Raw genomic sequence first — 21454 nt, forward strand, 5'->3', positions numbered from 1 at the left:
GCACAATTTAAGTTGGAGGGAAAACGTGAGCGAAGTTATCCGAGGTGTTTAAAAGCGTCTAAAAATCGATATCCAGTGGCGAAAAGTAAATATGCCGTTCACCTTAAGTGAACGGCATTACTCAAAGGAGCGGTTTTTATTGCTGTTAAATTATGATTTTGATTGTTTCAACATTTGCCAATATTTTTCATAAATAGCATTCGCCTCACCTAAATCACGATGGTAAGTTCCTTTTTTAATCACATCAGCTGGCGGAACGACCATTGGGTTATTACGCATTTCCTCACTTAATAAAGAAATAGTCGCTTTATTAGGTGTTGAATTACCCACTTCCTCTAATATAGTTTTTCCAATATCAGCACGCAATATGTAGTCGATAAGCTTATGCGCATTTTCAACATTCTCTGCACCTTTAGGGATAACTAAACTATCTACCCAAAGTGTTACACCTTCACTTGGATAAACATATTCCATGGTGCCCATTTCGCGTTGAGCCATATACGTTTCACCATTCCACATAACGCCAATAGGTACGTTACCTTGGATAAATGGAAGTTTAGGCGAATCAGATAAAAACAGTTTTACGTTAGGTAATAATTCTACCAAGGCTTCATAAGCTTGACGGATTTCATCTTCATTTGTTGTATTGTTTTCAAAGCCTTTAACTTTTAATGCCATGACAAAAATATCACGAACATCGTCTAGTAATAGAAGCTGATCTTTAAATTCAGGCTTCCACAGATCTTTCCATGATGTTATTGATTTCGCATCTATCTCATCAGTGTTAACGGCAACAGCAGTACTCCCCCAAAGGTAAGGAACGCTATATTTATTATCAGGATCGTAAGCTTGATTTAATAAATTAGGGTCAATATTACCCAAGTTTTTTAATTTGGACTTATCAATCGTTTGAATTAAATCTGCACGCTTCATACGTTCAATAAAATAAGTCGTCGGGACAGCTAAATCATAACCTTTACCATTCACTAATTGTAATTTAGCAAACATCGTTTCATTGCTATCAAAAGTAGCCACTTCCACTTTAATGCCAGTTTCTTTAGTAAATGATTTTAATACTTGATCTGGAATGTAATCAGCCCAGTTATACAAAACCACTTTTTCTTGCGCAACCACTGAAAAACTAATCAGCATTGTTGCTGTAAGTGTTAACCATTTTTTCATTTCCAACTTCCTCTTTTACGCAGTAATAGCTGCGATATCACAATTAAAACTACCGAACCTACAAATAGTAAGGTAGAAATAGCATTAACCTCTGGCGAGACACCAACACGCACCATGGAATATATTTTTAGAGGTAATATTTCATAGCCTGGTCCCGTTACAAAGGAACTTACAATCACATCATCTATTGATAACGTGAAACTTAATAACCAACCAGATGCTACTGCAGGCAGTATCATTGGTAAGATAACTTTACTAAACACTTGCCATTCATTTGCACCTAAATCACGTGCAGCTTCCGTTACCGACATGTCCATGCCTTTTAAACGAGAAAAAACACTAATGATCACAAAGGGCAAACAAAAGGTAATGTGGGCAATTAATAACGAGATATAACCTAACTCAATCCCTAATGTTATAAATAAAATAAGCAATGCAATTGCCATTACAATATCCGGAGTCAACATAGTCACAAACACTAATGAAGAAACCGCTCCTTTACCGTAAAAACGGTAACGTTGTAATGCCACTGCAGCTAACGTTCCAATGACAGTTGCCGCTGTTGCGCTTGTTAATCCAACTTGCAAAGTGTGCCAACCTGCTTGCATTAACGAGTCGTTCTCAAATAACTTTTCATACCAGTTAAAAGTAAACCCATTCCATTTATTGCCATAACGAGAGGCATTAAAAGAGTTAACCACTAAAATCATAATCGGCGTGTACACGTAAAGCAGTACCAACCCAATAAAACCTAATTTAAAAATTCGAGTCATTGATGCCTCCTTCACGGTTAGACATTTTAGTTGCACGGTAATAAAGCCAAAGCATGAAAGATAATAATAAAATCATTAAAACACTCAGAGCAGCACCAAAAGGCCAATCTCGTGTTTGGATAAATTGATTTTTTATCACATTACCTAATAAAGCATGCTTTGAACCGCCTAATAAATCAGATACAAAGAACATCCCCATAGCAGGTAAAACAACCATCAAGAACCCAGCAATAATTCCAGGCAAAGTTAATGGTAAAGTAATACGCAACAAACGCTGTTTTGTGGTTGCACCTAAGTCTTTAGCTGCATCAAGTAATCTAAAATCCAGCCTTTCCATAGAAGAATAAATAGGCAGAATCATAAAAGGTAACAGGATGTAACTTAATCCAAATATCACTGCAAATTGGCTGTACAACATATCCAATGGTTTATCTATCAATCCAATAAATTGAAGTGCTTCATTAATCAGCCCTTTTTTGCCTAATAAAAACTGAATCGCATAAATACGCACCAATGAATTAGTCCAAAATGGCACAATCAATAAGAACAGCACAATGCCACGCCAACGTTGTGGTAATCCCATCAAACACATTACAAAAGGGTAAGCTACCATTAAGCAGATCACCGCAGTGATCATGGACATTGATAACGAATCCCATAACAACGCAATAAAATTAGGATCAAAAACACTTTCCCAACCCGCTAAACTAAACTCAAATTTAATTAAAAAATCGACATCACGAGTTAAAAAACTGACCACTAATACCATTAAGCTTGGCACTAAAACAAACAATGCCAGCCAGCTTGTTGCTAGGCCAATTGCCCAAAAACGGAACTGGTTAAATTGTTTGTTCATATGGCAATACCACTTCCCAACCTGTTATCCATTGTAATGCGACTTTTTGACCTAAACGGTAATCAAAGTCAGGATCATCTTCATCAAAGAACTCACTCGCAATCACATTAGTTCCACTTGATAAACGGATATAGGAATCCAATGTTTTACCTTTATAGTTACATTCGTGAATATGCCCTTCGATATGCACAGTTCCTTCGGCTAATTGCGGCTTGGTTAAACGCACATCTTCAGGACGTAACAACACATGCACTTTATCGTCAGCAACAAAAGGATGATCCGTTTGTACAACCCAATCAGCACCTTCAGCTAATACTTCAACATGTTTATCATCAATTCGACGTACAACATGCCCATCAAATTGGTTAATTTCACCAATAAAACGTGCAACAAATAAATTAATCGGCGTTTCATATATTTCACGCGGCGTACCAATTTGCTGCACTTTGCCTTTGTTCAATACCACGATACGGTCAGACATTGATAACGCTTCTTCTTGATCATGTGTGACATAAACAAAAGTAATATTTAACTGACGTTGTAAACGTTTTAATTCTATTTGCATTTCTTGACGTAGCTTGTAATCAAGCGCACTTAAAGACTCATCAAGTAATAATAAACGAGGGCGATTCACTACCGCGCGAGCAATTGCAACACGCTGTTGTTGACCACCAGATAATTGGTCAGGTTTACGCTGAGCAAAACTTTCTAAGCGCACCATACTCAATGCTTCAAGTACTCTTTCATTAATCTCGGCTTTAGGCACTTTATGCATTAACAAACCAAAGGCAATATTGTCATAGACACTCATATGAGGAAATAAAGCGTAACTTTGGAACACCGTATTCACAGGGCGATGTTCAGCCTTAAGAATAGAGATATCGTTTTCATCAAGCATTACTTGCCCTTGGTCTTCTTTCTCAAAGCCAGCAATAATACGTAACACAGTGGTTTTTCCACAGCCCGATGGCCCCAATAGGGTTAAGAACTCACCATCGTAAATAGTAAGATCTAGCGTGTCTAACACTGTGTTATCTGCATAGGTTTTACTTACCCCGCGCAGTTGTAAAAGAGGTTTACACTCAGTCACATGCAATATTCCAAATATCGAGCCATATCGGCTGTTAAAATAATCTTAAGCAGTTGCTTAAGCCTTGTTTTCTCTAGTAAATTTAACGACGTATAAAAACGCAGCATGTGTGTTTTAAGCCATATTTATCTAGTCATATTTTGATCGGACGGATTATTGGTGAATAAGGCATCTAGGTCTATCAAATTATTTTTATCATCTTGATAAATAAAAGTGACCAGTGAATAAAAGAGTCATTTAAAGGGGGATTATTGAGCAAGCTAAAATCGATAAAGTGCCGAATACACTGGTTTTATTTGATTGCTTTAGAAGAGATATTGAAGTTAGTTGAGACGGGAAATAATTTAAAAAAGAAAATTTTTTAATAAAAATAATATCCGCCAATAAAAAAGGCTTAGAAAATTATGCAAAACATAACTTAGTAAGCCCTTGCCGCGATAAAAATTTTAATAAGCTTAAAATAAAAGGTCTTAATTCTTTACCTTCATTTTAGTCACTAAAACTTGTTCTACGCGAACACCTTCTAGGTCTAACACTTCAAACTTATAACCTTGATGAATAAAATTGTCTGTACGTTTTGGTAAGCGTTTTAAAATGTAAATCATAAACCCTGCGATGGTTTCGTATTGATTACGTTCAGGAAGATCTTCAATATCGAGGCTACGCATTACGTCGTTAATAGGTGTTAAGCCTTCTATTAACCATGATGCTTCATCCCTCTGCACAATTTGCTCTTCATCTTGTGGCGTGATCAATTCCCCCATAAAACTACTTAACAAATCTTTAACTGTAACGATACCAACCACAGTCGCGTATTCGTTAACAATGACAGCAAAAGGCTGAGTCGCCACTTTGAATGCGTTTAATGCTTCAGATAAGGTTAGCGTTTCAGGTAGATAGAAAATATCTTTATCAATCTGTGTTGGGTTAATTTGTGCAAGTTCACCTTTAAGTACCAAACGTAAAATCTCTTTGGATTCAATGCTACCCTGAATTTTATCTAAGCCACCGTCACACACTAAAAAATCATTATGTGGTTGTTCTATGATTTTTTGGCTTATATCGTCACTGCTATCATCTAAATCAAAATATATAATTTGATCGCGCGGTGTCATCGCACTACCAATAGTACGCAGCTCTAAATCAAATACATTACCAATCAATTGATATTCTTGTTTTTGCAAACTACCGTCTTCTGCGCCAGCATCCATCATGGCAACAATATCTTCAGTAGTCACTAATTCAGTACGCTCTGTTGGGAAATTAAGTAGGCGTAACATAATATTGGTTAATCCGTTAAATAAAAAAACGGCTGGCATTAATAAAAAGGTTATCCAGCGCATTAACGACACAATTCGTAATGCAACAGCTTCAGGCATAATAATGGCGAGTCGTTTAGGTAATAAGTCAGCAAACAAAATAAATAAAGAGGTCAAACAAATAAATGATAGGGTAAAACTAATTTCACTTAATAAAGGGCCTTGATAAAATAAGCTTATCATTTGTCGAATATAAGGTGTGAGAGCTTGCTCACCGATAATTCCACCCAGAATTGAAATACCGTTTAACGCAATTTGCATCATCGCAAAAAAGTTACCCGGTTGCTGCTGTAGCTTGATCACTTCAAGCGCTTTTAAGCTCCCTTCGTCGGCCATAACTCGTAATTTTATTTTTCTCGCCGCAGCAATTGAAATTTCAGACATCGCAAATATAGCACCAGCTACAATTAACAAAACAATACTTAATACATCACTCATCTTTTTACCTTTGATGATAATAGAACTAACACTACTTATGATCACACTTAAGTGAATCATTAACCGTTTTAAAGCGTATAAAAACAGGCGCATTATAGAGTGCAATTTCAGTTCAACAATGCTTATTTTTCAAAATAACATTTTAAATAATAAACAACTTTTTAATTGCTTGAATATAAAAATGAAATTAACATAACGCTCTTTCACACTTGACTTATCATTGATTTAATCAACTATTTACCCTCGCATTATTAACGGTAGTTATTTCAAGCTACTGTATCAATCAAGATAAAATATGAAAAACATGAATATGATGTTCGACTCTGTTGTTTTAACATTTACATTAACAGGTTGTGTAGTCACTTCTAACTTAACTGAAGATCAAAAAGCAGATTTAGTATCTTATCAAACACAATTAGCAAAGGTCTGTGTTGAATACGAAAAATGAAAAGGTGAGAGTGATGCTAGATGTCAGAATAATGCTGAACACACAACTGAAGTCATGCAAAAGTATTACTTGTAATAGAATGAAGATAATATAATTAAAAGTTGTAAAAATGTAAGCGCCGATGCTTACACGGAGTGTCTAAAAACACTCCAAAATAGCCATTATGTAGACTCAATTAATGAGTTAATTGAAAAAACTTATCTTCTATAACAAAAAAGAAGTGAAGATAACGATGATTTTGTTGTTTCTCGCCCTCTTTAAATAAAAACAACTCTAAAATAGATTTAAAATCTAGGGTTTGTTAAGAGAAAAAACTCAATATAGTAGATATTGAGTTTTTAATTAAAAGCCAAAGCCGTTTTAAAGCTTAAACTGACCTATAATATTACCAAGATTTTCATTAATTTTAGCAATATGATGGACCTCTTCATTTTGCCATTGGGCAATATCCGACAGAGTTTCTACCATGCCATGTAATTCAGTAATATTTTCACTAACCATTTGAATCACTCTATTTTGTTCATCTGCCGAACTAGAAATCTCAGTATTCATATCACTGATACCAGCAACATGTTCACTCAATGCTTGCAGTATTTTAGAAACAGACTCAGCATGCTCAACGGTTGTTTCACAAGTACTTTGTGTTCCATTAATCGCCGACACAACATTTGACGCCTCACCCTGTAAGCCATTGATAGCATTACCTATCTCAGTTGTGCTAGTTTGAGTGCGATTAGCTAATGCTCGAACTTCATCTGCAACAACAGCAAAACCACGCCCTTGTTCACCAGCCCTTGCTGCTTCTATAGAAGCATTCAATGCTAAAAGGTTAGTTTGTTCAGCTATGGCGCCTATAACTTCGACTATTGACTGGATACCTACTGTTTTTTGATCCATTTTTTTTACATCATCAGCTGCTTTTAATATTTCAGAAGCTAAAGTTAAGATTTGGTCCTGTGCTTTTTCAAGCATGCTATTAGCATCATTAGTGTTATTTTTAGCATCCATCGCTGAGCTTGCAGCAGACGTTGAATTGTCAGCAACCAAACTAGCAGAGGATGAAAGTTCCTCTACCGCGGTCACTATTTGATCTGTTTCAGAAGCATGCTGAGCTAAAACAGAGGAATTTTTTTCACTTTGTAAGTAGATTTTTTTAACACTTACCGTAAATTGTTCCGTTGAATTTTTCACTTCTTTCATCATCACTTGAAGCTGCTCTATAAAGCGATTGATACCTGATGCAATTTGACTAATATCATCATTCGAATGTACTTCTAAACGCTGTGTTAAATCACCATTGCCTTGCGATAAACCAGTAATTAACTCTCGAAGGGATAAAATAGGTTTGTAAATAAAATGCAAGCTTAATAACAATAGAGTTAATGAAATTACCGTTGTGACACATAATATGAGAAGTAATTGTTCAGTTGCCTCAGCAACGGGCGCAAACACTTTATCTCGCTCAACAACAACAAAGAAATTCCATTGTCCATCATTAACTAAAGGCATTTTCTCTATCATAAATAGTAAATTTTTGCCATGCATTACACGCTCTGCTACCAAACTTTCAGAAGACATTAAGTCCTGTAAAAAGTTATATATTGAAGAGTCTTCGATATACTCTTTAGGTACTACTTCTTCCATTGTAGATGCAATGATCAAACCACTTTTGTCCGTTACAAAATTAATAACACCTTCATCTTCTGTAATACTTTCTAAACGAGACTGTAAATTACTAAAGCGCACATCAGCGGTTAACACGCCATTTAGTAATGTATGAGATACCGCTAATATTGGATCACCACTTTTTGTAAAGAAAGGTTTACTATGAGATAAACCAGGAGAGGCTTTACTTTCTTTATACCAAGGACGGGTTCTTGGATCATATTTAGAAGTAATCCCAACACCACCAGGGAAAGTTTTACTCGATGGTTTTGATACGTACGAAGTACCATCTTCAAAGCCCATCGTTAATTTAGAAACATTACTTGCTTTCGCTGAAATCATTAATGCAGAAGGATAATCACTAGGCCCATACTTTTCCTTGATAAAAAGTTCTGAAACGGATGTTACTGTTTCTTCAGCCCTTTTAAATACAGACAAGATACTATCTGCTTCTTCACTAACCATATAACGCAGGTCACTAATAACATTTTCAGTTACTTGTTCTTTTATCATTTTATAAGAAAAAATTGCAGCAACTGATAATGAAAGCAACAAGACTAATGCTACTGTAATGATTAAATTCCCTTTAAAGCCTTGGTTAAAATGCTTCATAGAACTAAATCTCCATATTTATTCAATTATTTATAAAATAATAATATACCTAGATTACAATAACCTAATAATAAACTAATTAGATTTTATTTAATATCATCTAGTTCTCATATCTGCTTTCCAACACCTTCATAAACATTTTTCCACTAAAAAATAATAAAGCCAACTTTTTAAATACTTTAAAAGTTGGCTTATTGGTTTAGTAGATCGATCGTTCACTAATATTTACTCACAAATGGAGTTAATACTACGACTACTTGAAAAATTATTTAAATTAAGTTCATCACGTGCTTTATCCAATAAAGCGTAATCAAATTTACTTTCAAAATAGATAGAAATAGACAGTTCTGAAGTGCCTTGAGAATAACTATTTGGATTAATAGAAACATCTTGAGACAAGATCTTAAAATTAGCTAATTTGTGTTTTTTACTAAAATTATTCAGTTTATCAATTTGCTTTTTATAAACCTCACTGATTTTTTGATCCGAGTTAACGCTAGAAATAAAATAATAACTAATACTCATCATTTCAATTTCTTTACATTCTTTTTCTGCTTCAGCAGAAAATCCAACAGCTGGATATAAACTAAGCCCTAAGAGCAACGGCGCAATAAATTTCATGTTCTTTCCTTTTCTAATAACAATACATGTGAATATTGGCTGAACAATATCAATAGCCATTTACACAGTCAAATAAAACTAAAAATCATCCAAATAGATACACGTTATAACAGATGATTAGGTAGTCACATTATTCATTTCAATAGAAGGATCTGCTTTTACTAGATCAGCAGGCTCATGATTCGCATCACGATAATGACGACCTTTAGTTAGTCTGTCTCCTAATATCAATAAACAAGGCGTTAAAAATAATGTTAACAAGGTCGCAAAGCTCAACCCACCAGCTATCGCACTAGAAAGCTGTGTCCACCACTGAGTTGAAGGGGCACCAAAACTAATGTGTCTGCCAACTAAATCAATATTCATCGCTAAAACCATTGGCATTAAGCCTAATACGGTAGTAACTGCAGTCAATAAAACTGGACGCAAACGTAAACTCCCAGTTTCAAGCGCCGCCTCAAAGGGTTGATGCCCTTGACGACGTAAATCGTTGTAACAGTCAATCAAGACAATGTTGTTATTTACTACTATACCCGCCAAAGCAATAATACCAACACCAACCATCACAATACTAAAAGTTTGTTGGGTTATGAGTAAACCAAGTAAGACCCCTGCAGTTGAAAAAACTATCGCAGAAAGCACTAAACCAGCTTGATAAAGGCTGTTAAATTGTGTCACTAAAATTAATGCCATTAAAAAAATGGCAATAAAGAAAGCGCTTCCTAAAAAAGTACCTGTCTCATCCTGCTGTTCTTGTTCACCTTTAAAATTAAAACGAATATCCACAGGGAAGGTTTCATCTTTCAATTTTTGCTGCATTTCTATCACAAGATTGTTAAGCAAGAATCCAGAAGCAGGCTCTGCTTGAATTGTAATAACACGTCGGCTATCAACACGCTTTAAAGATCCTATTTTTTGTGCAGGCTCTAAGGTCACAAAATTAGAAAGTGGTACCAAGCCTTGTGTGGTATTAATTTTTAATTGTAATAGTTGGTCAAGGTTACGCTGCTCGGTTGGAAAACGAATACGAATATCCACTTCATCATCTGAAGAATCAGGACGAAATTCAGCCGCTTTGATACCACTTGTCACCATTTGTACAGCACTACCAATCACACTAATATTTGCACCATAACGCGCAGCTTCTTGGCGATCCACCGTCAAACGCCATTCAATCCCAGGTAAAGGTCTATTGTCTTCGATATTAATAAAACCACCTGTTTCTTCCATGGTTTCTCGAATTTTAATAACACTTTCAAAAATATGATCGTTATCTAATCCACTCACTAACAATTTAAAAGGCTTACCTTGGACAGGTCCGTTTTCTTCTTTTTTAAACTCCAATAAAATACCTGCAATATCGCTTGTTCTATCGCGCATATCTTGCAGAATAACCTCCGCTTTTCGACGCTGTTGCCAATCAACAAATTTAAACTGAATCACCCCAATAACATCTTCAGCTAATTGATTACTCGGCTGATTAAAGCTGCGTGCATAAACGGATTTAAGCTCAGTGTAATTTAATAGACGCTGTTCAACTTGAAATAACAGGGCATCTTTTTCATTAATTGATAAATCACCTCGAGCATGAATATGTACTTGAGCTGATTCAGGCTCGGTTTCAGGAAAGAATTCAATACCCGCATTAAACATTCCATAGGCCACATAAGTGAGAACGATAAACAATAAGGATGCTAATAATGTTTTAATGGGATGATGCAATAGTTTTTCAAGGATACGGCGATAGCCTTTATTGAAAGCCGTTTCAGGTAAATCAAACTCATTGTCTAATACATGAGTCACTTTTGAAGCGCCAATAATTCCGCCTAAAACAGGCATAAATAGCAATGCCATTAATAATGAAGCCGTTAAACAGAAGAGAACGGTAATAGGTAAGTACTTCATAAACTGCCCTATTACACCTGGCCAAAAGACTAATGGCATAAATACAACTAAGGTCGTTGCCGTTCCAGCAATAACAGGCCAAGCCATACGACTTGCAGCATAAGCAAAGGCCTCTTTAGCGGTTAAGCCTTGTTGTAATCGCCTGTCGGCTAATTCAATGACAACGATTGCACCATCTACCAACATGCCCACAACAAGAATTAAACTAAATAGCACTACCGTATTTAGTGTATAACCAAATAGGTTAAGCACTAAGATACCAACAAGAAATGATCCCGGAATAGCTAATCCGACAAGCAAAGAAGAACGAAATCCCATCGCTCCTAAAATAATTAACATCACTAATACAATCCCAGTGATCACATTATTTAACAAATCATCAAGCATGGTTTTTACTTGTTCAGATTGGTCGAGAATATAAGAATGCTTAAGTGCAACGGGCCATAATTTCTGATGTTCATCCACTAAAGCTTGCACTTCTTCTATGGTTTCGATGATATTTGCGCCCACTTTCTTTTTCACTTCTAATACCATCGCAGACTTGCCGCCGACTCTTGCAAAGCCTTCAGGATCTTTAAAGGTATTGCGGACCGTTGCAATATCTTTAAAGGTAACCACTTGGTCACCAACGATTTTTACAGGCATATTCAACATATCTTGAATATCGTTAATAACGCCGGGTACTTTTAGCACTTGACGACCATTATTGGTATCAATGGCACCTGCTGCCACTAAGGTATTGTTCAGGTTGATGGTATTTAATAATTCAGAGTAATCTATTTGGTAACTTTCCAGTGCTTGTGGATCAATGATCACTTCCATTAACTCATCTCGGTCACCACCGATATCGACTTCTAATACACCAGTTAACCCTTCAATATTATCTTTTAAATCTTTAGCAATACGTCGAACAATACGCTCAGGAACATCACCAGATAACGCTAAACTAAGCACAGGAAAAAGCGCCACATTAACTTCATGAATTTGTGGTTCGTCTGTCTCTGCAGGTAATTTACTTTTGGCTGTATCAACCTTTTCCCGAACGTCTAACAAGGCTTGGTCTGAATCAAAACCAGCATCAAATTCAAGCGTTACCGACGCATGGCCTTCGCCAGCGATAGCGCGCATTTCTTTAATACCTTCAATAGCTTTCAGTTCTTTTTCCATAGGGCGAACTAATAGACGTTCTGCATCCTCTGGAGAAATACCTTGATAGGTCATAGAGACATAAATAATAGGAATAGCAACATCGGGTTGTGATTCTTTAGGGATTGTCATAAAAGCAATCGCACCACTTGCTAATAAGAAAATCAAAATCATAATAGTCGTTCGACCACGGTCAACGGCAGCATTAATGAATGAACTAATCATAACTTTTCCTTAGCCTTGTTTAGTTGCATTCACAACTTGCCCTGTCACCACAAAATCTTGACCAAGGGTAATTAAATTAACCCTTTCAGGTAAGCCTGAGACCCAAATTTTATTAGCATCAGTACGAATTATGTCAACGAGATAAACCACCACTCTATTTTCATCATCAATACCTTTAACTTGTAAGCGACCTTGATTGTCTAAACTAAGAATTGAAGCACTGACTGAATGTCCGCTTATTTCTTTCACGGGAATAGATAAGGAAGCCGTCATTCCAACAATATGGCGATGAGCACGATTCTCAATGATGATTTCTACACGATAACTTCGAGTCTTGGCATCAGCAGTAGTAGAAATAAAGGATAACGCACCTGTTAATTGTTCACCATTACTTAATGTGGCAGTCACTTGTTGTCCAAGTGATAAACTTTCAACTTGCTGTTGTGGAACCATCGCAGTCATTTTTAATTTGAGATCGTCCACTAAGGATAGTATTTCATGACCACGTTCCACATAATCTCCAATTTCTACAAAACGGCGATCAAACACCCCGGAAAACGGCGCTTTAATATTGGTATTGTCAATATCATAATTGACTTTCTCAAGTGTCGCTTTAGCTGCTTCAACATTCGCTTGGGCAAGGCTTAAACTACTTTCTGATTCTAGCTTTTTAGCAAATAAGTTTTTAGTTGCAGCTAATTCTTGTTCTTGATATTTTAAGTTGGCGACAGCTTGTGCTCTGTCTGACAACAAGGTTTGTAATGATAACTTAGCTAATATTGTTCCAGCTTCAACGCGACTACCTAAGGTAATAGGTAAAGCAATCACTTTGCCTTCCACTTCTGTTTTCAATGAAATGATACGATTGGGTTCAATTTGCCCCTGTACCGTAATTAATTTAGCAACCGGTTGTGCATTCGACTCACTCACAACGACACTCATTAGCGTTTGATCTGCTTCTGACTTTTGAGTGTTAGTCACAGGTTCTTCTTGAGCAAGACCGGTTAACATCCAAACAACAAGAAGCCCCAAAAGAGCTAATGCTAACATGACAGACTTATTCATTTACTTCTCCAAATTCAGAACCTGATATATTGAACCATACCCAAGTTACCCAGTTGTAGTTAATTAATATTTCAATAAAACGTGTTGCTTATCATAGAGGTGGAACCATCAAATATCGACAAGATTAAATATACAATATTGTTTATGCTTGATAATACGAAGCATAGCCATCTAAGATCAATTGATTTATCGATCATTTTTATGACCAATGTTCATCTCAAGTGTTCACTTGTGAACGCTAGATTTAACCATTGAAATAAACGTAAAATATTTAGTGTCAGTATTTATAAAGTCATCAATAGTACACTAATTATAAAATTTTAAGCAATATGAATAAGTGGTAAATAACGCTTAGAAAAATTTAAGCCATTGTATAATTCAATGGCTTAAAATAATTCTAATGATGATGAGATGAAAAATAAAAATGAATAGAAATGAGAGAGTTTGGTTAAGCTATCGCACCTTTTAAATGAGATAGCACTATTTTTAAATACTCAGTTTTAAACTCGTCGCTACCAGGAAGACCAGGTAAAGTACAAAATTGATTGATATTGCCACTTTCAAGTGCAAGCTCAATTGTTGTAATGGTTTCATTTTGTGTCGTTGCATCAAATTCTTGCGTAAATAAATCATAAATATTGTACATATATTGATTAGCACGCGCGTCTTCTAGATTCCTTAAATGAAACAATGCGTACATTACTCCATTTAAACGACCGTTGCGTTTTTTCATTCTATACCTCATATAAATTAACAAACTTTAAAAATGATTTTTCAGGCTTGTTTATTTAAATAAAAAAATACATTAATTCACATTAAGATGAGATTCAATAGATTATACCAATCACGATAAATAGCTTATCTATTTTACTGGCTAAAACAGCTCACTTCTTCGTTATAAATTTCGTAAAGGGAACGACCATTTACGTCAATTTACGCCTTGAATTGAACAGTTTTTTCTTCGCAAAATTTAGATAACATATTTAACGCAATTGGTATTATTACGTTTTAATAACATAATCATTCAATGGGAAGCATTAACTGGATCAATTTCGAATGATTTATTAAATAAATACTGCAATGCATAGAGTTTGTTATGAACAACTAAACAAAAACTTATTCGTCTAGTTATAAAGGTGATTTGATAGATTAAAGCAGCCAAATTGAAAAATTAATAATCTTCAATATTGGCTGCTCATTATATATTTAGAAATAAAGCGACAAAGAGTTTACTCCCCTTCTTTGACAGCCTTTTCAAAACCAGTGATATCAAGCGAGTAACGATTACCATCGAGCCATTGTCCTGCACTCACTTTAGAACCTTCATAGGAAGGCTCTTCACCTGATAATTTACTAGCTAAGGTTTCTAGTGCTTCTTTCTTACTCCCCGCTAATACATAAAGATCAACTTTCTTAGCTTCATTATATTCAAAGCTACCTGCTGCTTGTGGAGTGACAGTCACTGAATATTTTTTACTTTGTCTTTTTGATTCTAAAACTTGATTCTTTTTAACAGGTGACTTTTGAATTTTCACAAGTTTAATGTTTTCATCAGATGATTTTTCTAGATCATCAGAAGCGGCTTTATTTGATGCTTTCGCTGTAGAAGCTTTCTTTTTAGTCGTCGTTTTAGCTTTAGAAGAAGCTGTTTTGGTTGCCACTGTTTTCTTTTTAGTTACAGCTGCCTCATCTTTTTTGGTAGCTTTAGTTGTTGTAGACTCATCTTTCGCAGCAGCTTTCTTACTAGCCGTTGTAGACTCATCTTTTGTAACCGTTTTTTTCTTGGTAGTGGCAGCTTTTTTCTTAGGTTTTGTAGCATCATCTTTTGCTACAGGTTCTTTCTTTTTAGTTGCCGCTTTTTTCTTCTTAACAGTAGGCGCTTCATCTTTCTCGGCGGTTGCCTTCTTCTTAGTCGCCGGTTTCTTTTTAGTGGCAGCTTTAGGCTTCGTTTCAGTTACCTTCTTTTTAGGCTCAATAATGTCATCTGTAGCCGAAGAAACTTCCGTTGTTACTGCATTTGAATTTTCCTGCTCAGGTATTTCTTCAAATTTATCAATAAAGCCTTCTGCTTGAGCAGGTTCCTGCGATGGCACTGTTTCAACTGAGGCTGTCTCAACTTCAGTTGCAGGAATAGGTTCCGACTTTTTAGCGAATAACTTTTTTAAAAACTTTAACATTACTTTCTCCTTGACGCCTCATTAAGAGGCAAAAAATATTGTTGTAAACGAATGAATATAATTCAAAGCTAATTAATTTTTATTTTAGTTTTTAGCATTTGAATCCTCGATTTTGTACTGTCTCTCCAATGTCCTTATTTAGAGTAATTAGTAGGTATTTTTTTATTTTGACAGATTAATGCAGTATTTTTTTTATCAATAATACTTTATTTAATAATATAACGATTAGACATCTATTTTTTACAGTCAGCGTGTTATAGATTTAACTTTAATTATCCAACAACAGATAGCTTTTGACACTAAATGTATAGTTGAAACAACTATCACTTTCAAATATTTAATGACAACACCAATCAGTTAAATTACTCAAACAGGTGAAATCACTATGTAATAATTAAGTTAATAATACGCGGCAAAATAAATAAATCAATTCACCGATTAGAAAGTAAAATCTAAGTCATATAATTAGGTAATTTGCTCTACAAAAACATCTAAAAAAATATAAAAATGAGCTAGATAAAAATTCAGTGTTTTCTTTTTTTGAATGTCATTTAAGTAAAGGCTTAGAATGATTATTCAGCGTCTCCCCAAAAGAATAAAAAACATAAAACATAAAACATAAAACATAAAACATAAAACATAAAACATAAAACATAAAAATACGATTTTTTACAAACCAGTATAGCGAAAAGCCCTGAAGTTTAAGATAATACTTATCTGATGCTATGACTTAATGAAATTGAAAACTACGCTGCTGTGACTTCAAGTCAATTCTTTTACATTGGAAATCAAAAGTAACTCATAATTAAAAGTAAATATAAACTACCTATATCACAATCAAAATATTAACTTACTTCAATAGCTTATATATAAAATGATAGGATTAAATTTATTACACGTTAAATCGTTAACTAAGCTTGATCTTCGGGGAAATTAACAATGCAATACATAGATCCATTTCCAGCACTATGTGAGTTCTGCCATACTAAATCAAACTATGCAGTTAAGGACCTACTTGCTTATAAAGCCAAATGTATTCAATGCGGTAAAGTATTAGAAAAGACAGCTAGCGGTATGCATGAATCTGAAAAAACACATAGAGTCGAAACCTGGCCAATGCATTTTATTTTTGATGGAATAGAAGCTTTTAATATCGATATTGATGATCTCAGCGATGAAGAGTTTGAGGCCATTAAAACCATTCAAGATTTTGTACAACTGGTTGAAAAGATAAAAGGCGAAAATATTACTAACAAAATCCAATCTATGAAAATGATCCAGCCTCTTTTACATCAAATAGAATTGAATAAGCTATTACAATACCAGCTTGAAGAATTAGCATTATTGGCGAACAACACTTAATCAATTTAACTTTTGTAATTAAAATTAGGGCATTCGACGATTGTCGGTAAAGCTCTGCAATCAGTCAGTGATTTATATAAACAACACGCTATAAATGAAAAAGCGGCTGTTTATATACAATAAACAGCCGCTTAAAATGGTTGGAGTTGGCCGATAAGCCGGGTTTTGTCGTGAATCGTCATCCGTTAATTGTCGGTAAAGCTCTGCAATCACCAAGTAATCAGAAATGTAAGTAGTAGAAATGAAAAAAGCTGCTATTTGATTGCTCAAATAGCAGCTCTTAAAATGGTTGGAGTTGGCCGATAAGCCGGGTTTTGTCGTGAATCGTCATTCGTTTATTGTCGGTAAAGCTCTGCAATCACTCTGAGATGTAAATAACCAATAACGCTATAAATAAAAAAGCGGCTGTTTATATGAAATAAACAGCCGCTTAAAATGGTTGGAGTTGGCCGATATGCCGGGGGTTGTCGTGAATCGTCATTCGATTACTGTCGGTAAAGCTCTGCAATCACCAAGTGATCAGAAATGTAAGTAGTAGAAATGAAAAAAGCTGCTATTTGATTGCTCAAATAGCAGCTCTTAAAATAGTTGGAGTTGGCCGATAAGCCGGGTTTTGTCGTGAATCGTCATTCGTCTAGGTCTGCAATCACTCACAGACTCAAGCAACCTACCCGCTTCCAGCATGGGCCATGCCTCAGGAAGCCTATTTGGTCTTGCTTCGGGTGGAGTTTACCTTGCACTAATGATTACCCATTAGCCGGTGCGCTCTTACCGCACCCTTTCACCCTTACCTACTAATAAATTAGCAGGCGGTCTCCTCTCTGCTGCACTTGTCGTTAGCTCGCGCTACCCAGGCGTTACCTGGCACCCTGCCCTTTGAAGCCCGGACTTTCCTCCCCCTCTAAAACCAAAACATCAAGATGTTAAGCGATAAAGGCGGCGACGATCTAGCCAACTCCGCGGCGGATTATACGGAAATGCGAACACATCACAAGTGTTAATGGGTGTTATAAATTCTCTAATCCCCATTTATATAAATCATTTTTTTTGAGGTTGTGGATTTCTGCAGTTATTGCCGCTGCTTTTTTAAGCGGAAGTTCTTTCTTCAATAAAGTTAAAGTATTAATCGCTTCCACAGATAAAGCTCCTTGAGCTTTACTTGCGCCTGCAATCATTAACACAAATTCACCACGACAATGATTGGTATCTTGATTTAGCCAATCTAACATTTCATCAGCAGGTAACACATAATAGGATTCGAACATTTTGGTTAATTCACGTGCGATGACTAATTGTCGCTCTGCCCCCATGATATTAATAATATGTTTAACCGTATCTTGAATACGACGAGGTGACTCATAAAAAATCATCGTTTGCGTTTCTTCAGCTAAAGCAGTCAATTTTTCTGTTTTTGCTTTTTCTTTTACAGGTAAAAAACCTTCAAATGAAAATCGATCAGAAGGTAAGCCTGCGGCAGAAAGCGCAGTAATGGCGGCACAAGCTCCAGGAACAGGAACAACATCAACTCCCGCTTCACGACATTCATTGACTAAATGATAACCTGGGTCACTAATTAACGGGGTGCCAGCATCAGAAATTAACGCAACGGATTGACCTGCTTTTATTTTTTCAATTAATACGCTACCGCGCTGACGTTCGTTATGATCATGCAATGGAAAAGTGGGTTTACTAATTTGATAATAGCTTAATAACTTGCCACTATGGCGTGTATCTTCTGCTGCAATTAAATCGACGCCTTTTAATATTTCGATGGCACGGTAAGTAATATCGCTGATATTGCCTAGTGGAGTAGCAACAATGTATAATTTTGCACTTACTTCGTTATTTAATTGGTCATTTTCAGGCATAATACGCTCTAATAAATTGTTAAGGATTGTTTAACTCAGTCTGCAATATTACACTATAGGTATCTTGATACCTAGATTGAAGTTATCTTGAAACTTAGTTTAATAAATAGATGTCAATATAGACTAACAAACAGATTGAATTTAATCGGAATTATCTGACAACAGATCTCAAATCGGCTTGATTAAAAAGGACAAAAATTTGAACGCTTCAACAATATCACTACGTGCCTTATACCTTCCCTGTATCGCTTTTAGCCTTTTAGTTATTTCTGCTTGTTCTAGCACAACTGAAGGCCCAAAAACACCACCTAAAATCTTTAACCAAGATGCGTCAGTTAAAGCCGAGGTATTACTTAAAAAGGCAGATGAAGCTAACGAAAATGAAAATACCGATTGGCAATTAGCTGCACTACAAGCCTTAACTGAAGAAAATCAATACGTTTTAGCCGATTCTGTAATTGAACATTTAAATAAAAAAACATTAACACCTAAACAGCAAAATGATTTTGCGTTATTGGTTGCTAACAATGAATATACAAAAAACCGCCTAGAGGTTGCATTAATTACCTTAAACAAAATCAACACTGATTTATTATCTGCTGATGCCTATTTACATTACTTAAAATTGAAATCGAGCATTTACATTCGTCATAAAAATCACCAAGCCGCAGTAGATACGTTATTAACATTAACCCCTCTACTAAAAAACAGTGATGAGATTCAGCAATATAACGATACCTTATTTATGCAATTGGTTGCCTTAAGCCCTGAGGTTTTAAATCAATTCCAAACAACTAATTTAACACTGAGCCGAGAGTCAGAAACAGAATCACTCGGCACTGGTGAAAACTCATTAGCAGAACGATTGGCTGCGATTGAAGCGGAAATGAATGCCAATACAAGCCCAAGTCAATTAACCGAAGAAGATATTTTCATTCAAGGTTGGTATGCACTTGCAAGCCTTTATCAGCGTTACCAATTACGTACAAATCAATTATTACGTTCTTTAGAAACATGGCAGAGTAATTACCCAACTCATCCAGCCTTAAGCAACATGCCGACGCCATTACGTAATATTTCAGAAACAAGCCCATATCGCCCAAGTAAAATAGCAGTGCTATTACCTTTATCTGGAAGATTCCAACAACAAGCACAGGCTTTGCAATATGGTATTAGTGATGCATTCTATAATCAGGTTGCGCTACATAAAAAATTAAAACTTGAAGAAGAAGCACTAAAAAACAATATTGCTCGATTATCTGAAAGTAACTTTAATGATAATGTTGTTGATGTGAATGCTTCTGAAGTAAAAAGTGATTTCGATTTCCCAGTACCAAGCTTATTGTTCTTCGATACCAATGAGTTAAGTATGGTTGAAATTGCTCAACAGCTTCAAGATCAAAATATTAATTTTGTTATTGGCCCACTGTTAAAGCCGAACTTAGAACAATTTTTACCTCTAGTAGAAAACATTCCAGTATTAATGTTGAATGCTTTACCTTCAGACAAAAAATTAGACAGTAACGGTGAGCCTAAATTACAAGGTTCTTCATTACACTATTCTTTTGCTCTATCGCCAGAAGGTGAAGCAGAACAAGCTGCGGAATTAATTTCTCAAAACAAACATAAAAAACCATTGATTCTAGCGCCACGTTCGAACTTTGGTCAGCGAGTTGCTGGTGCATTTGAAGCACGTTGGAATAAGCTTAATGTTGAACGCCAAGAGCAATCTGATAATGCCTTAGAAAGCTACCCAGCAGAAACTCACTACTTTACTAGCAAACCAGATTTAGCTCGTTTTATTGATACTACGCTGCAAACGAATAAAAGTAAGGAACGTATTAATCAAATCAAAGGCATTATCGGAAAACCTGTAGAAACAGAAGTTCGAAGCCGTCGTGATGTGGATGCTATTTATTTGGTGAGTGATCGCAGTGAACTGATTTTATTAAAACCTTTCATTTCTGTGTCTATTAGTCCTTTTGCACAACGCATTCCGCTTTATGCAAGCTCTCGTAGCCATGATGTAGATTTAACAAGTCAGCAAAACAAAGAACTATCTAACCTAACTTTTTCTGATATTGCTTTCTTAATGGATGATAAGAGCCAAATTAACCAAGAAGTACAGGCTATCTGGCCAAAACAACGTTTTAGCACTTTAAGACTCTTTGCCCTAGGTTTTGATAGTTACAATTTGATTGAGCAATTAAAACAATTACAAGTTATCGATGGTTATTACTTCCAAGGATTAACGGGTGAGTTAACTTTGGATAAAAGCAATACTATCAATACTAAATTGCAATGGGCAAAATACCAAAAAGGTAGTTTAGTTGAAGTTACCCCGCCTGCTTCAAGCCAGTAATTCCAGTGGCGTAAAATATGAAAAACAAGCCTTGGCGTTTCTAAAACAACAAGGTTTGTTACTCGTATGCCAAAACTTCTATTGCCGCTTTGGTGAAATAGATTTAATTATGTCAGAGCAAGACACATTAATATTTATAGAAGTTCGTTATAGAAAGAATCAAGAATATGGTGGTGCAGAAGCTTCTATCACTCGCCAAAAACAACAAAAAATTATTAAAACAGCTAAACATTATTTATCGCAATTAGAGTATGAACCTTATTGCCGTTTTGATGTGGTCACTATCAGTGAAAAAACAACTCAACCGCAATGGATACAAGATGCATTTCAAGAGTAACCA

16 protein-coding genes and 1 other RNA gene are annotated in these 21454 nt (G+C 35.5%); 4 read left to right on the forward strand and 13 right to left on the reverse strand.

Annotated features, from left to right (window positions below):
- Positions 1-150: 150 nt before the first annotated feature.
- The 5 genes from E2R67_RS07835 to paeA form a co-directional block, all read right to left on the reverse strand.
- The gene (locus tag E2R67_RS07835; protein WP_134290392.1) at positions 151-1182 is read right to left on the reverse strand and encodes an extracellular solute-binding protein; all 1032 of its coding nucleotides are present in this window, start codon (positions 1180-1182) and stop codon (positions 151-153) included.
- Entirely contained in the window at positions 1179-1955 is a 777-nt protein-coding gene (gene potC, locus E2R67_RS07840; protein ID WP_134290393.1) for a spermidine/putrescine ABC transporter permease PotC, read from the reverse strand. Before potC ends, E2R67_RS07835 begins: the two co-directional genes overlap by 4 nt.
- Complete coding sequence (gene potB / locus E2R67_RS07845; RefSeq protein WP_134290394.1) at positions 1939-2811, reverse strand: spermidine/putrescine ABC transporter permease PotB; 873 nt, start codon at positions 2809-2811, stop codon at positions 1939-1941. Before potB ends, potC begins: the two co-directional genes overlap by 17 nt.
- Positions 2795-3901 (reverse strand): spermidine/putrescine ABC transporter ATP-binding protein PotA, encoded by a 1107-nt coding sequence (potA, locus tag E2R67_RS07850; protein ID WP_208379498.1) that lies wholly within the window; start codon positions 3899-3901, stop codon positions 2795-2797. The genes potB and potA overlap by 17 nt, the downstream gene beginning before the upstream one ends.
- Positions 3902-4371: 470 nt before the next feature.
- Entirely contained in the window at positions 4372-5658 is a 1287-nt protein-coding gene (gene paeA, locus E2R67_RS07855) for a polyamine export protein PaeA (protein ID WP_134290396.1), read from the reverse strand.
- 295 nt (positions 5659-5953) lie between these two features.
- Between paeA and E2R67_RS16620 the strand changes: the two genes are divergently transcribed.
- Complete coding sequence (locus tag E2R67_RS16620) at positions 5954-6106, forward strand: hypothetical protein (RefSeq protein WP_166739343.1); 153 nt, start codon at positions 5954-5956, stop codon at positions 6104-6106.
- Between the two features lie 360 nt (positions 6107-6466).
- Here E2R67_RS16620 and E2R67_RS07860 read toward each other — a convergent pair whose 3' ends face one another.
- The 6 genes from E2R67_RS07860 to E2R67_RS07885 form a co-directional block, all read right to left on the reverse strand.
- The gene (locus E2R67_RS07860) at positions 6467-8383 is read right to left on the reverse strand and encodes a methyl-accepting chemotaxis protein (protein ID WP_134290397.1); all 1917 of its coding nucleotides are present in this window, start codon (positions 8381-8383) and stop codon (positions 6467-6469) included.
- A 225-nt stretch (positions 8384-8608) separates the two neighbouring features.
- The gene (locus E2R67_RS07865; RefSeq protein WP_134290398.1) at positions 8609-9004 is read right to left on the reverse strand and encodes a hypothetical protein; all 396 of its coding nucleotides are present in this window, start codon (positions 9002-9004) and stop codon (positions 8609-8611) included.
- A 117-nt stretch (positions 9005-9121) separates the two neighbouring features.
- Positions 9122-12280: an efflux RND transporter permease subunit gene (locus tag E2R67_RS07870; RefSeq protein WP_279587488.1), complete on the reverse strand. Its 3159-nt coding sequence runs from the start codon at positions 12278-12280 to the stop codon at positions 9122-9124.
- Between the two features lie 9 nt (positions 12281-12289).
- A complete protein-coding gene (locus E2R67_RS07875; protein ID WP_134290399.1) occupies positions 12290-13345 on the reverse strand; it encodes an efflux RND transporter periplasmic adaptor subunit in 1056 nt (351 codons plus the stop codon).
- A 448-nt stretch (positions 13346-13793) separates the two neighbouring features.
- On the reverse strand, positions 13794-14078 hold the full coding sequence (locus E2R67_RS07880; RefSeq protein ID WP_134290400.1) for a hypothetical protein: 285 nt from the start codon (positions 14076-14078) through the stop codon (positions 13794-13796).
- 496 nt (positions 14079-14574) lie between these two features.
- On the reverse strand, positions 14575-15522 hold the full coding sequence (locus tag E2R67_RS07885; RefSeq protein WP_134290401.1) for a hypothetical protein: 948 nt from the start codon (positions 15520-15522) through the stop codon (positions 14575-14577).
- A 939-nt stretch (positions 15523-16461) separates the two neighbouring features.
- Here E2R67_RS07885 and E2R67_RS07890 point away from each other — a divergent pair.
- The gene (locus tag E2R67_RS07890) at positions 16462-16884 is read left to right on the forward strand and encodes a hypothetical protein (protein WP_134290402.1); all 423 of its coding nucleotides are present in this window, start codon (positions 16462-16464) and stop codon (positions 16882-16884) included.
- 586 nt (positions 16885-17470) lie between these two features.
- Here the strand turns inward: E2R67_RS07890 and rnpB are convergent.
- An RNA gene (gene rnpB, locus E2R67_RS07895) (RNase P RNA component class A) lies at positions 17471-17843 on the reverse strand.
- Between the two features lie 48 nt (positions 17844-17891).
- Entirely contained in the window at positions 17892-18752 is an 861-nt protein-coding gene (gene rsmI / locus E2R67_RS07900; protein ID WP_134290403.1) for a 16S rRNA (cytidine(1402)-2'-O)-methyltransferase, read from the reverse strand.
- Between the two features lie 199 nt (positions 18753-18951).
- On the opposite strand from rsmI, the gene E2R67_RS07905 reads away from it, so the two are divergent.
- On the forward strand, positions 18952-21114 hold the full coding sequence (locus E2R67_RS07905) for a penicillin-binding protein activator (RefSeq protein ID WP_134290404.1): 2163 nt from the start codon (positions 18952-18954) through the stop codon (positions 21112-21114).
- Positions 21083-21451 carry a YraN family protein gene (locus E2R67_RS07910; RefSeq protein ID WP_134290405.1) on the forward strand — a complete coding sequence of 123 codons (369 nt, stop codon included), beginning with the start codon at positions 21083-21085 and terminating at the stop codon, positions 21449-21451. Before E2R67_RS07905 ends, E2R67_RS07910 begins: the two co-directional genes overlap by 32 nt.
- The last annotated feature ends 3 nt before the right edge of the window (positions 21452-21454 follow it).

It is taken from the genome of Psychromonas algicola, from assembly GCF_004378355.1.
Lineage (GTDB): Bacteria > Pseudomonadota > Gammaproteobacteria > Enterobacterales > Psychromonadaceae > Psychromonas.

Bases quoted from the DNA above. Each gene is read 5' to 3' on its own strand.
- E2R67_RS07880 (WP_134290400.1), bottom strand. From the start codon at position 14,078: ATGAAAAAACGCAACGGTCGTTTAAATGGAGTAATGTACGCATTGTTT.
- E2R67_RS07870 (WP_279587488.1), bottom strand. From the start codon at position 12,280: ATGATTAGTTCATTCATTAATGCTGCCGTTGACCGTGGTCGAACGACT.
- rsmI (WP_134290403.1), bottom strand. From the start codon at position 18,752: ATGCCTGAAAATGACCAATTAAATAACGAAGTAAGTGCAAAATTATAC.
- potC (WP_134290393.1), bottom strand. From the start codon at position 1,955: ATGACTCGAATTTTTAAATTAGGTTTTATTGGGTTGGTACTGCTTTAC.
- E2R67_RS07875 (WP_134290399.1), bottom strand. From the start codon at position 13,345: ATGAATAAGTCTGTCATGTTAGCATTAGCTCTTTTGGGGCTTCTTGTT.
- E2R67_RS16620 (WP_166739343.1), top strand. From the start codon at position 5,954: ATGAAAAACATGAATATGATGTTCGACTCTGTTGTTTTAACATTTACA.
- E2R67_RS07865 (WP_134290398.1), bottom strand. From the start codon at position 9,004: ATGAAATTTATTGCGCCGTTGCTCTTAGGGCTTAGTTTATATCCAGCT.
- E2R67_RS07860 (WP_134290397.1), bottom strand. From the start codon at position 8,383: ATGAAGCATTTTAACCAAGGCTTTAAAGGGAATTTAATCATTACAGTA.
- E2R67_RS07885 (WP_134290401.1), bottom strand. From the start codon at position 15,522: ATGTTAAAGTTTTTAAAAAAGTTATTCGCTAAAAAGTCGGAACCTATT.
- E2R67_RS07835 (WP_134290392.1), bottom strand. From the start codon at position 1,182: ATGAAAAAATGGTTAACACTTACAGCAACAATGCTGATTAGTTTTTCA.
- potB (WP_134290394.1), bottom strand. From the start codon at position 2,811: ATGAACAAACAATTTAACCAGTTCCGTTTTTGGGCAATTGGCCTAGCA.
- paeA (WP_134290396.1), bottom strand. From the start codon at position 5,658: ATGAGTGATGTATTAAGTATTGTTTTGTTAATTGTAGCTGGTGCTATA.
- E2R67_RS07890 (WP_134290402.1), top strand. From the start codon at position 16,462: ATGCAATACATAGATCCATTTCCAGCACTATGTGAGTTCTGCCATACT.